Below are 12,722 nucleotides of genomic sequence, written 5' to 3'. Positions count from 1 at the left end.
TGCAAAATGACATATCAAATATCATATCAAAAATCAAAGAGCAAATATCAAAATTAAGGAATTCTTTTATTCTTATTTTTGATTTTTAATATTTAATATTTGATTTTTTTTATTGCCTTACAAGTATACTCAAAGAAAACAAGTTTGCAAAAACTTTCTTGAAAGGATTCAAGGGGTCAAGGGATCCAGGGGGCGAGTGAACACCTTATTTTTCACCTCCCTTGAATCCTTGACCCCTCGAATCCTTGCTCCCTTTTTAGAGCAAAATATTTGCAAACTCAATTTATTTGGGTATATTTTTGCATTTTGCTTTGTCCTTTTGATTTTTACATTTTGATATTTGCATTAAACTCCTTGTGGAATATTTCGCACCGGTATCCTATTGTTTAACAAAGGGTTACGTCTCAAATCAACACAATTTGGAAGACACTAAACACGTACCTGACCTCTGTATTTATCCGTGCTAATCCGTGTTAATCAGTGGCTGAATAGTTACTGTTAATTATTATAATGATGGAAGAGATAAAATCTGATTCATGAATAACAAGTTGCCCTACCTTGTCTTACAGTTAGGGCATATAAGCCCAAAGTCTGTATCAAACCACATATCATACGAACCAGATTTACACTTCATACAAAAAGGTAGCTCTATATCCTTAAAGATAGGATTCCAGAAGACATTGAAATAAAATCTATTACCTTTACCAATTATCTCTAATTTACATTTAATCTTAGGTTGATAGATTAATGCTACATTGAGTAATTTAATATTGACCTTAAGTTTGTATTTCTCCTCTAAGTCTAAAATCTTCCTTTGCTTTTCAAGTTCATTAATTTTAAGTTTTTGTTTTAGTCTTTGGCGTCTTTCATTACTTAAACCCTCTTTATTTAATTTCTGGTTAATCTCTTCTTCATTTTCTAAATAATAATTCTCTACACGTATTATCTCTTTCGATAGCCTTTTTAAAATATCCTTTTTCGTCTCCTCAATAGTAGAAGCTATATCATTCTTAATATAGTCACAGGCAGCTTGATAGACCTCTTGTAATGGTCTTATTTCACCCTCAGACATACCCCTAAATTTACATTCTGTCTCAAGAGATAGTGTATTTAATACATCAAGTAGTTTATTATTTACTGCGGATGAAAATCTATCTACCACAACTGCTCTTATTTCTTCTTTTTTATCATCTGTTAGATATGATATTTTGAAATTAAATAGGCAATAAGAAAATCTTTCAAGTATGTCCAATAAGTATTTGGTCTTACAATCATAGAATTTTACCTTGTTAGCTACTTTCTTAAATAGATATCCGGTAGTAGTTGTTAGTCCATTTATATACCATCTTGTTACTAAGCCTTTTTGTGATGCTAAATTGATAAGCATATCAAGATTCGGATGTCCATAAGATATAAACTCTGCATCTGGGAATTGAGTTGATAGTTTACGGTCAAAGATAAACTTAAGATAAGACCTATTGTCAAAATTAGTTGCTAATTCATCACTTAGTACCACCTCCAGCATATCCTCATTTTCAGATTCTACCAATCCATCTAATGAAGAGAATGCTTGTTGACAAAAGTCCCTTAAATCATCATTTCCAAAGGGCAGCATTTTTTAACCCCCCTCATAATCTATAGCTATTGTTATACACTACCCAAATGTGTCTGTAATATCTTATAAATCTGACTTCTGTAAATTGGCTGTCTTCATCTGTATAATCTGTGCCTTCATTCTACTTCATAATCCTCACCAAATAATGCCGCATCTAATTCCTTTGTACTCAAGTAACTTTGTTTAGCAGATTGTAGTAAATTGCCAAACTCTTGCATCTTTTTATCTAACTCATCATTAGAAGTAACTCCAGTCCATATATCCATAACAGTTTCTTCAAAATCTTTATCATCATCTAAATTACCTAAAATCATATCCATCTCACCCAGGACTAATTCAAACATATTTATTTTCTCATCAAGTATAGCCAGGATATAGGACTCGATAGTATTCTCGCTTGATAGGTTAAAGATATATGTTTCTTTCTTCTGCCCTACCCGACAAATTCTACCTACACGCTGTTCTATCCGCATTGGATTCCATGGGAGGTCATAGTTTAGCATTATATGGCAAAATTGTAAATTCCTCCCCTCACCACCTGCCTCAGTGGAGATAAGTACTTGATTTTCGTCTTGAAATTCCTTTATACTTAAGTTTTTATCTGTTGAAGACATTCTACCATTAAAAATAGATGTAGGTATTCCTTCCTGATGAAGGTATTGATGAATAAGTTTTTGTGTCTCTAAGAATTGAGTAAAGATTATGCATTTTTCTCCATTTATAGAGTTAAAGATATATCTCAAGGCATTTATTTTAGTACTTTCATTTACTTCATATGCCTCTTTATAGAGTTTTGAAAACCTCTTTCTCTGTGTATCATTAAGGTTAGGATTTTCACTCATCTTCTTTAAAGTAGGTATTACTGCCATAACACTACTGCCAATCTCACGCTGTAACATCATAAGTAGAAATTTATTTAAAGCGTTATTATTTAGGTTTAATGAGCAATATTCACCTCTTATAAAATCTGATACACGGAGGTATATATCCATTTCAGGTTGTTGTAGTTGTATTTTAATAGTTTTGGCATGTCTTTTCGGTATCCTAATATCTGCCTGGGCACGTGTATTACGAATCATTACCTCTGCAAGTAGTTCTCGTAGTCTTTGTTTATTTTTGGGTTTTTTAGGATTACCTCTTGTGACAAAATTTCGCTTAAATGTACTTAATGTCTTTAATTGTCCTGGTTTAAGAATAGTAATCATATTATAAAGTTCTTCTAAATTGTTCTGGACAGGTGTAGCAGTAAGTAGCAGGACAAATTTTTTCTTTATATCATTGACAAATTGCCAACTAATGGTAGATTTAGATTTTAGGTGATGAGCCTCATCAATAATCAACAGGTCATATTCAAGCTGATGTATTGCCTGGCGATGGTTTTCTCGCTTAGCGGTATGAAGTGAGGCAATGATTAAATCATGCTTTGCCCAGAAATTAGTATCCTTAGTGTCAAATTCTGCTGAATCAGTAGTGATAAATTTTAGGTCAAATTTTGTCTCCATCTCCTCCTGCCATTGAGATACTAATGATGGCACAGTTAATATTAATACTTTAGATACTAATCCACGAATGAAGTACTCCTTTAAAACCAAACCTGCCTCAATAGTTTTACCTAAGCCTACCTCATCTGCTAATATAGCTCTACCAGCAAATCGTCGTAGTACTTTTCTGGCACTCTCAATCTGATACTGATAATGCTCAATATTTACTGAGTCAAGACAAAGTAGTTGTTCAAAGCTCTGAAATAGTGATATTCTTTGTGCATGAACTAAAAGATTAAAAAATCTGGGTCCATCAAACTGCTCATTAGCAATAGCAGTAAGTATCTGTTGGTTAGAATTATCAAATTGAATAGAAACTATTACCTTTGGCTGATACTGGCTTTTGGGCTGCTCTATATCTTTTTTCTCTATTTGCCTCCATATATTATCCTCTTTTTGTTGTTTTTTCTTCTCCCTAAGATTTTTTATAGCAATAAGTTCCTCTTCTGCTTGTTTATACGGTAGGTTATAAAGTGGTTGATCTATGGTGGTACTTATTTTCCTTAGATAAGATAGAGCAATATTAACTGTTTTTTCTGCCTCTTTTAATCTTTCTTGCACTTTATATAGTTTACCTAATTCATAATATGCTTGGGGAGATTCAGGAAGAGTCCGTATTGCCTCTTTAAGGACATACTCTGCTTTAGTAAATTGTTTTTTTGTTATATGTTGTTTAGCCCGCTTAATAAGCTCTTCATATAATAAAATTCCATCTTCATTATCCTCATCTTTAGGTATAGCATCAAACCTTTTACGAATTTGGTGTATTAATGATTTATTTTTCCAGGCTCCATTAAGTTTAAAATTATCGAGAGAATCAAATAAGAAAGGTTGGGAAGGGACATTTACCATTGATATTGTTACCTTATCATTGCGAATACCAAAGTTATTTCTGAATCTACATATTTCCTGATGCATTTGTGCATCGATATGTTGAGGTAATGCTGGTTTAATTAATGCTTCGTTATATTTACAAGGTTTCGCACATGTACATAATTCAGTAATTCCTTCATCATCTAAAGTCCAGATTTTTAATGCTAATGGGGGATTTTGAGGATTATCAGAGATAACTATTGCTTCAATTCGTGGTTTGTGTGGGTATATTTCAACCTCTAACCGCCTATCTCTAATAATACCTCCGGAGGTGAATTTACATCCTTTTGCACTCATTTTTTCCCTCCCAGTGTCTCTTAAAGACTTTAATTCTCTATCTGTTATTTCTATAACAGCTCGTGCAATATCGCCTTTATTTGTTCCTTATGAGACATTGAAAATAATTATACTACAGATTTGTGGCTATGTCAACAAAATTTTTCAACCTGTGAAATAGGTTTTTAATCCTTCTTAAACACCGAAAAACGCGAAAAAAAGATATTTTCCTCTCTGTTTCTCTACGTCTCTGCGGTAAAGGATTACCTGAACGCTTACAATTCTGCAATTCAGACAGTAGACCATAGACATCAGACCTCAGACTAAAGCGGGCAGAAATTGCAGAAGAATGAAGGCTTGGGAGACCTGCCTATACTTCTGCTGGAAGACTTGAAAGAGTAGAAAGAGTTGGAAGTGTTGGATGAGTTGAAAGAGTTTCTTCACTGACACTGACACTGTCACTGACATAGGTAATGCTCAGGAAAAATTCAGGGAGTGAAGTTTTGAGGATGGTTTTCCAAATGTCACTAATTTCCTGCATAAATAGAGTCTATAGTCTTGTGTCTGATGTCCAGTGTCTGAATCACAGGCTTACAATTAAATAATGTTGCAAAAACCGAGATTTTTTAGTATAATGGATAATAATAGGAATAAGACTGGTATTGTGAAACAATCCAGTTTTTCTAATAAAATGGGTCAATTTTCAATTGTCAGAAATGGCTCAGTTTTCAATTGCCATTTTACCAGTTACCAAATAAATTTGGAGGGATAATGAAGAAATATTTAATATTCGCCTTAATATTAATAGGTTTTACTTCTACGCTGGCTCAGATACTATTGATGCGGGAGTTAGCCGTCGTATTTTACGGCAATGAACTATCATTTGGAATAACAATAGCCGGTTGGTTATTCTGGACGGCTATTGGCAGTTCACTTATCGGTCGCCTGGTAGATAGATTAAAAAAATCTGCACAACTCTTTGCTATTCTTCAAATACTCTTTCCTCTAATCATTGCCCTGGAAATATTCCTGGTAAGAGATATTCGGCATATTTTGGGCATTGTGCCCGGGGTAATGATTGGATTTTTCCCAATGCTGATAAGTTGTTTCTTTGTGCTCCTGCCTCTTTGTCTTTTAACTGGCTTTTTATTTACACTTGGCTGTAAAGTCTATACTGTATCAAAAAAAGAGGTTGCCCCACAAATAGGTTATGTGTATATCTACGATGGACTGGGTGATATTTTAGGAGGCATTGTTTTCACTTATGTTCTGGTCTATTTATTTCATTCCTTTGATATGTTTTCCTTCCTTTTTATTCTTAATTTACTCAGTGGATTTTTGATTCTACGCCGTTTCCCCATTATCTGTCTTTTCCTTTTAGTTTTAGTTACTCTAACTATCTTCTCTGGTCTGCCTAACTTTTTACAACAACTCTCTCAAAAACTTCAATGGCAGGGATATAATTTAATAATAACTAAGGACTCTATCTATGGGAATATTGCGATTAGTCGTGAAGAAAATCAATACACCTTTTATGAAAGTGGTCTGCCTATATTTTCGCTACCAGATAAAGTTTCTGCAGAACAACTTATTCATTTTCCAATGGTGATGCATCCTGAGCCAAAACAGATACTTATCATTGGCGGAGGTATTGCTGGCGGATTAACAGAGATTCTTAAGCACCCGCAGACCGAAGTTGATTATGTTGAATTAGACCCGATGGTCATAGAACTATCTAAAAAATATCTACCAAAAGAAGATTTACAAAGTTTTAAGCAGTCCAATGTCCATCTTATGGATGGCAGATTATTTGTTAAAAGAGCGACAAAAAGATTTGATTTAATCATTGTCAACCTGCCAGACCCCGCGACTGCTCAGTTAAATAGATTCTACACAAAAGAATTTTTTAAGGAGATAAAAAATATCTTAAATCCAGACGGTATCTTTTCAATAAAAATAAGTTCAAATGAGAATTATTTTAGTCAGGAGTTAAAGAACCTTAATGGTTGTATCTATAAAACATTAAAAGCGGTATTCCCTTCGGTGACCATTGCTCCCGGGGAAAAATTACTCTTTTTTGCCAGCCCCCAAAAAGGGGTTTTGACCTATGATACGCAATCTTTAGCCAGAAGATTTACCGGGAGAAACATACAAACTACCTATGTCGATGAATATTATTTTCCATATCGTCTGCTTCAAGATAGAATAACCTTTGTCAAAAAGGTAATTGAGGATTACAAGGGGTTGGTGAATAGTGATTTTCATCCTATTGGTTATTTTTATGAAATGGTATTCTGGTCAACACAGTTTGATACCCGCCTGGGGACAACCTTTAATTGGTTTTCAAAAATAAATCTGAACTGGATACTGGGCATACTAATTATCTTATTCATTAGCCAGTTAGTTATTTGTAAAAAAAGACCTATTACTGCCATACCCATAGCGATTATGACCACCGGCTATGCTGGATTATCCTTAGAGATAATATTAATCTTTGGTTTTCAGGTTTTGTATGGCTATGTTTATCATCGCATTGGGATAATCGTTGCCTCATTTATGTTTGGGTTAGTCATTGGCACCTTATGGATGAATCAAATATTAAATAAGATTAATGATAAGCAGGGAATACGCATCTTATCCAGAATAGAGTTCTCTATCTTCCTTTATTCATTTCTCCTGCCATTAATATTCTTACTCCTTTCCAGGCTAAATAGTCAGGCAAGTATTTTTATGGCGGTTGAGATATTGTTTCCGATTTTAACCATTATTACAGGCATTTTTGTTGGTGCAGAATTTCCATTAGCTAATAAACTTTACCTTAAAAACTTCCAGCGAATTGGCAAAACAGCTGGATTAATTTATGGGTTTGATTTATTTGGAGCCTGTCTGGGCGGGCTTTTATCTACGATTTTATTTATCCCTATCTTAGGAATATTTCAGTGTTGTTTTATCTCCGGTCTCCTTAACCTGACATCTTTTATTCTGGTTTTTAAAATAGGACGCAGATTTGCAGGATATAGCACTTATTAGTCAAAATTTGACATAGATATAGCTCTGAAATTCCAAATTCCAAATTTCAAATTCCATTTAGTGAATTAGTGAATTAAGCGAATTAGCGAATTAGTAAAATCTAATCTCTAATTCACTAATCTCTAATTCGCTTTTTGGTATGTGGGATTTGGTGCTTGGGATTTGGGATTTTTACTTATCCACTCTGAGTAAAGTTTTGACTAATAACCACTATAATTGCCATTATCCTTTGTGCTGACTTTGTTCCTCTGCTAATGGTTTAGTCGGAAGGATTCCCATATAGGATATGATTCTTTTTGCCACTTTTTTAAATGTGGGTGCGGCAATTGTTCCTCCCCAATATGTGCCTTTTGGTTCATCTACAATGACCAAAATAATTACTTTGGGGTCATCTGCGGGCAGGTAACCAATAAAAGAGGCAATAAATTTATCAGGACTATACTTGCCATTTGCATCGACCTTCTGAGCCGTGGCGGTTTTCCCGGCAATCTCATAGCCATTAATTTGGGCTGATTCCCCGGTGCCATCAGTTACAACCTTTGTCAACATCTTATTTATTTGTGGAATTAATTCTAAAGGAACAACCTGTCTTACCGGCGTGGGTTTAAATTCCTTGATTATTTTTCCTTGCGGAGTTTTAATTGCCTTTATAACGATTGGTTTCATTAAAACGCCATTATTAGCAATCGCCCCGACGGCCATAATTAATTGCAATGGAGTAACTGAGATTCCCTGTCCAATAGCTATTGTATATTTAGACAGTCTGGACCAATCTTTAGGTTTAGGTAATAACCCTTTTTCTTCTCCAGAAAGTCCAATTTTAGTCGACTCATTAAAACCGAATTCTAAAATATGTGAATAAAATTTTCTGTCACTTAGCCGGTGAATACATTGTGCCATTCCGACATTACAGGAATTGGCGATAATCCCTTCCAGATTTTGAGTTCCATGTGGATGATGGCAGTGAATAGTTTTATTCCCTATCTGGATATGTCCCGGGCAAAAATATGTTTTTTCAGATGGAATTAATCCTTCTTTGAGTAAAGCAATGGCAGAAAATATCTTGAAAGTAGAACCAGGCTCAAAAATATCCGTAACAATTGTATTCCTGTATTGATGAGATGGAAATTGAGAAAAACAATTAGGATTATAAAAAGGATAAATAGCCCAGGCTAATATCTCTCCAGTCTTTGGGACCATAACAATTATTGAACCAGATTTAGCCTTCTGCTCCTCACAGATATTTTTCAGCTCTGCTTCAGCGTGATGTTGAATAATTTCATCTATGGTAAGAATAATATCATTTCCATTTGATGCCTTTTTTACAAGTGGATTATTTTGTGGGCATAAAATAGTTCTACCCTCTCCATCTTTCAGAACTACCAGACGATTAATTCCTGCTTTTAAATATTTATCATAGATTGATTCAATTCCTTCTAATCCTTCATTATCTAATCCAACAAAACCTATGAGATGAGCCCCTAAATGATTTTTAGGATAAAAGCGTTTATACTCTTTCAAGAAATCTATTCCCTTAATATTTAATTCTCTTATCTTTTGTGATTGTTTTTTCTCTACCTTCCTTTTTAACCAGACAAAAGATGAATTATGAGTTAATTTTTTATAGAGAGTGGTTGGGTTCATTCCTAAGATATTTGATAGTTGAATTGCGGTTTTGTATGGTCTTTCGATTCGGTTTGGTTGACTATAGATTGAATCTACCTCAATACTCATGGCTAATTCTTGCAGGTTGCAATCAAATATAGTTCCTCTGGCTAATTCGATTTGTAAGATTTTAGTATGTTCACCTTTTGCCAATCCACTCATTTTCCTGGATTGGACAAGCTGGATATAAAATAATCGGATAATCAGAAAAAAAGAAATCAAGGAAATAATAATAATAAAGACAAGGATTCTCTCACGGTATGATCTTGTGACCAAAATAGCCCTCCCGGTTAATTAATTAAAAAGTAAGTAATTATTTACTCAGGTGAAGTCTAACAAATGAAAAAATGGGAAATGGAAAAGGGAGAAGTATTTTGGTTATGGTTTTATTTTTTTCCTACTTCCCGCTTCCCATTTACTTTGGAGCCGGCGAGAGGAATTGAACCTCCGACCTACTGATTACGAATCAGCCGCTCTGCCCCTGAGCTACACCGGCTTTAAGTGAATCTGAGGACATTTTATCACAAATTTTAACTCATGTCAACAAAATTTTATCCCAAAATTCGATTATTTGTGCATAGAATTCATCTGTGTTTATCCATATTCATACGAAAGTTCAGTTTTTGGCAATGCGGGCAAAAATAGCTTGAGCGACCGCCTATTTTTATTCGCGATATCTTTTCCTGACAGGTAACGCACATTTGCCCTTCCCGTTGATAAACCCGATGGAATCTCTGATAACCGCCTTCCTGACCACTTGAATCAACATAGTTGCTGATACTTGAACCTCGATACAGAATCGCCGCGGTTAAGACATTCCTGATAGATTGATAAAGTATTTTTATTTGCGATTGAGTCAATGTTGAGGCTAATTGAAGGGGATGAATCCGTGCCAGATGTAAGGATTCATCTGCATAAATATTGCCAATTCCAGCCAGAAATGATTGATTAAGTAATAACGACTTTATCCGCCCCTTTTTCGTAGAAATTAATCTTTTGAAATCGGATAATGAAATCTTCAGCGGCTCATCACCAAGTCCCGCCAATTGCGTAAGCTGGGATAATATCGATGTTTTGGTTAAGATAACATAACCAAACTGACGCAGGTCTATATATCGTAATTGATTACCACCAGATAGTTCAATAACAAGGTGGGTATGATTTGCCATTGGTGACCGGGGTGAAGTATAAACAATTTGACCACTAAGTTTAAGATGAATAACCAGACTGAGGTTATTTGAAAGAGTAATGATAATCATCTTGCCCCGACGACTGATGCCCTGTATCTGTGTATCCTTTAGTTGTGAGGCAAACTCCTTTGTTTCCTGCTTGATAATTTTAGGCAGATGGACACTTACCTTAATAATTTTTTGGCCAATAATCTGTTGTTGTAATCCACGAACAATAGTTTCTACCTCAGGTAATTCTGGCATCTTTAAGTTATCCTCTTTGTAACCGCTGCACTTTCATAAATTGTATTACCAAATCTTTTTGTTGTTCAGGGAGATTTGGGTTCACCTCGTTAGATAGTAGAACATCTAACGGGATTCATTCGTGATTATATATTCCCTCTGTGTTCTCTGTGGCTCTGTGGCTATATCCTGAACGGTTACAATTTATGATACGCCAAAATCATTCAAAAGTCAACAAAAATTTCCACCTGTGCAGGTAGAAAATTAAGGAAGATGTTCTGGGGTTTTGTCCCAGACCCCATTGGGGGAACGCGTTCCCCAAAACCCCCAGCAGGGGCTTGGGGACAGCGTCCCAAAAATATTATCCTTTTATTTCTAATTGCACAGGTCAAAATTTTTATTGACGATTTGAGATAATTATGGTATTGTTAAAATAGAACGGACAAGTCCGTATTCTTTGTGCAAAGGGATAACTTATGAAACATCAAATATCTGCCGCAAAAAGGGAATCAAAAAGGCAGGAGAAGAATGAACAAATACTACAATCAGCTATGACTGTTTTTTTCAAGGGATGGATACTATAAAGCAGATGTAGATGAGATTGCCTTGATTGGACTATCTAATGCGATAATCTACAAATGGTTGATAAACGACGAGAAGTATCCACTCACTAATGAGTTGGATACTATTTTAGAAATATGGTTAAAGGGGGTAGTAAAAAAATGAGAATTTTTGGAGTTATGTTTGTTATAGTTGTTTGTGTAGTTTCTGAAGCCTGGTCAGAGCCACTAAATTTGGAGAGAAGCATTGAGTTGGCTATCAGTAATAATCATAGTCTGCGTGCCGCCTCAAAAAAGGTAATTCTATCAAAAGAAGGTATCTTGGAGGTTAAAACAGGCTTTTATCCAACACTAAAATTAGAGTCAAGTTATACAAGATTAAATGAAGCTACCACGGTAGATTTTCAGGGTCTATCAATGGCTATGAGTGATGATGAAATTTATGAGGCTAAAGGTGTAATTCAGCAACCCTTGTTTACCGGCGGCAAAATCTCTTCTAACTATGAACTTGCTAAAGATAACTATGAATCAACTCAATATGAATATAAAAAGGTAAAAAACGAATTAATATTAGAAGTAAAAAGTGCTTATTTGGGTATCTTAAAGGCATTAAAATTTCAGCAAATCGCTCAGGAGACAGTTAAACAAGTAGAATCTCACCTGAAAGTAGTTACCAACTTCTATGATGCTGGCATGGTGGCTAAAGTAGATGTCTTGAAGACAGAGGTGCAGTTAGCTAATGTCCAGCAAAATCTGGTTCAGGCAGAAAATAGGGTTAATCTGGCTAAAGTTTCATTTAACCAGGTACTGGCTCAGGACCAGAACACTCCAGTTGAAGTTATTGACATCCTGGAGCTTAGGCCACAGATTATAAACCTGAATGAATGTCTCAAGGAAGCTCAAGAGATGCGTCCGGAATTAAAGCAATTAAAGGCTAACATTGAGATTCTGAAGCAAAAAGTGAAGATAGCCAGAAGCGACTATTATCCATCAGTTAATCTAATAGGAAATTATGACTATCAAAAGGGACAAAAGACACCAATTGATGAATGGGAAAAAACATGGATGGCAGGGATTTGTTTAAATTTTAACCTCTGGGATTGGAAGGCAAGAGATTCGAGGGTTAAACAGGCTGAGGCTGAAATGGCAGGTGTAGAGGAGCAGTTACTTTTACTAAAAGATAGAATCTTACTGGAGGTTAGACAGACCTGCCTTAGTTTAGAAGAGGCAGAAAAGAATATCGGAGTTGCCCGGAAGTCTATCGGACAGGCAGAAGAAAATCTGCGTATTACTGAAGAGATGTACAAAGAAGGAATGGCGACGACCACAGATGTCTTAGATGCTCAAACCTTACTAACGCAAGCAAAGACTAATTATTACCAGGCACTGTATGATTACAATTTAGCCTGGGCAAGATTACAAAAGGCAATTGGAAGAAACTAAGAATGAAGAATTTTGGATTTGTAATCCGTCAGGCATTTTGGGGGATGAATATTAACCTGTGGAGGACAGAGCGATGAAAATAGGCTATAGGCTGAAGGCTGAAGGACATAGGATAAAAAATCTTCAGCCTTCAGCCTTCAGTCTTCAGCCTATTTTCAGGAGAACGCTCATGCCCCTACAGGGCACAAAGTCTTATGGTGAAATGTCAAGTAAAAAATTAAGTTTTTTTAAAAATATTTTTCTTGACTTATATCCCTAAAAAGGCACAAAAATAGTATGTTCGGATACAAGTGAATTTTTTAAATAT

At 35.2% G+C, this 12,722-nt stretch carries 7 protein-coding genes and 1 tRNA gene; 3 read left to right on the top strand and 5 right to left on the bottom strand.

What is annotated here, in order from left to right; genetic code table 11:
• Positions 1-553 precede the first annotated feature (553 nt).
• Together AB1422_10895 and AB1422_10890 are read right to left on the bottom strand one after the other, a co-directional pair.
• Positions 554-1,615 carry a hypothetical protein gene (locus tag AB1422_10895; GenBank protein MEW6619823.1) on the bottom strand — a complete coding sequence of 354 codons (1,062 nt, stop codon included), beginning with the start codon at positions 1,613-1,615 and terminating at the stop codon, positions 554-556.
• A 116-nt stretch (positions 1,616-1,731) separates the two neighbouring features.
• Entirely contained in the window at positions 1,732-4,326 is a 2,595-nt protein-coding gene (locus AB1422_10890; GenBank protein ID MEW6619822.1) for an SNF2-related protein, read from the bottom strand.
• Positions 4,327-5,076: 750 nt separating this feature from the next.
• Between AB1422_10890 and AB1422_10885 the strand changes: the two genes are divergently transcribed.
• Positions 5,077-7,335 (top strand): methyltransferase, encoded by a 2,259-nt coding sequence (locus AB1422_10885; GenBank protein ID MEW6619821.1) that lies wholly within the window; start codon positions 5,077-5,079, stop codon positions 7,333-7,335.
• A 222-nt stretch (positions 7,336-7,557) separates the two neighbouring features.
• Here AB1422_10885 and AB1422_10880 read toward each other — a convergent pair whose 3' ends face one another.
• From AB1422_10880 to mutM, 3 genes are all read right to left on the bottom strand, one after another.
• A complete protein-coding gene (locus tag AB1422_10880) occupies positions 7,558-9,276 on the bottom strand; it encodes a penicillin-binding transpeptidase domain-containing protein (GenBank protein MEW6619820.1) in 1,719 nt (572 codons plus the stop codon).
• A 145-nt stretch (positions 9,277-9,421) separates the two neighbouring features.
• Positions 9,422-9,496, bottom strand: a tRNA-Thr gene (locus AB1422_10875).
• Positions 9,497-9,584: 88 nt separating this feature from the next.
• On the bottom strand, positions 9,585-10,433 hold the full coding sequence (gene mutM, locus AB1422_10870) for a bifunctional DNA-formamidopyrimidine glycosylase/DNA-(apurinic or apyrimidinic site) lyase (GenBank protein ID MEW6619819.1): 849 nt from the start codon (positions 10,431-10,433) through the stop codon (positions 9,585-9,587).
• A 701-nt stretch (positions 10,434-11,134) separates the two neighbouring features.
• Here mutM and AB1422_10865 point away from each other — a divergent pair.
• Together AB1422_10865 and AB1422_10860 are read left to right on the top strand one after the other, a co-directional pair.
• Entirely contained in the window at positions 11,135-12,415 is a 1,281-nt protein-coding gene (locus AB1422_10865; GenBank protein ID MEW6619818.1) for a TolC family protein, read from the top strand.
• Positions 12,416-12,488: 73 nt separating this feature from the next.
• Positions 12,489-12,674, top strand: a complete 186-nt coding sequence (locus tag AB1422_10860) for a hypothetical protein (protein ID MEW6619817.1) — start codon at positions 12,489-12,491, stop codon at positions 12,672-12,674.
• Positions 12,675-12,722 lie beyond the last annotated feature (48 nt).

It is taken from the genome of bacterium (assembly GCA_040757115.1).
GTDB lineage: Bacteria > UBA9089 > CG2-30-40-21 > CG2-30-40-21 > SBAY01 > JBFLXS01.
Note: the sequence above shows the minus strand (reverse complement) of the source record. Positions and strands in the feature narration are given on the sequence as shown.

Excerpts from the sequence above, each read along its gene's own strand:
- AB1422_10895 (MEW6619823.1), bottom strand. The coding sequence starts at position 1,615 with ATGCTGCCCTTTGGAAATGATGATTTAAGGGACTTTTGTCAACAAGCA.
- AB1422_10890 (MEW6619822.1), bottom strand. The coding sequence starts at position 4,326 with ATGAGTGCAAAAGGATGTAAATTCACCTCCGGAGGTATTATTAGAGAT.
- AB1422_10885 (MEW6619821.1), top strand. The coding sequence starts at position 5,077 with ATGAAGAAATATTTAATATTCGCCTTAATATTAATAGGTTTTACTTCT.
- mutM (MEW6619819.1), bottom strand. The coding sequence starts at position 10,433 with ATGCCAGAATTACCTGAGGTAGAAACTATTGTTCGTGGATTACAACAA.
- AB1422_10865 (MEW6619818.1), top strand. The coding sequence starts at position 11,135 with ATGAGAATTTTTGGAGTTATGTTTGTTATAGTTGTTTGTGTAGTTTCT.
- AB1422_10860 (MEW6619817.1), top strand. The coding sequence starts at position 12,489 with ATGAAAATAGGCTATAGGCTGAAGGCTGAAGGACATAGGATAAAAAAT.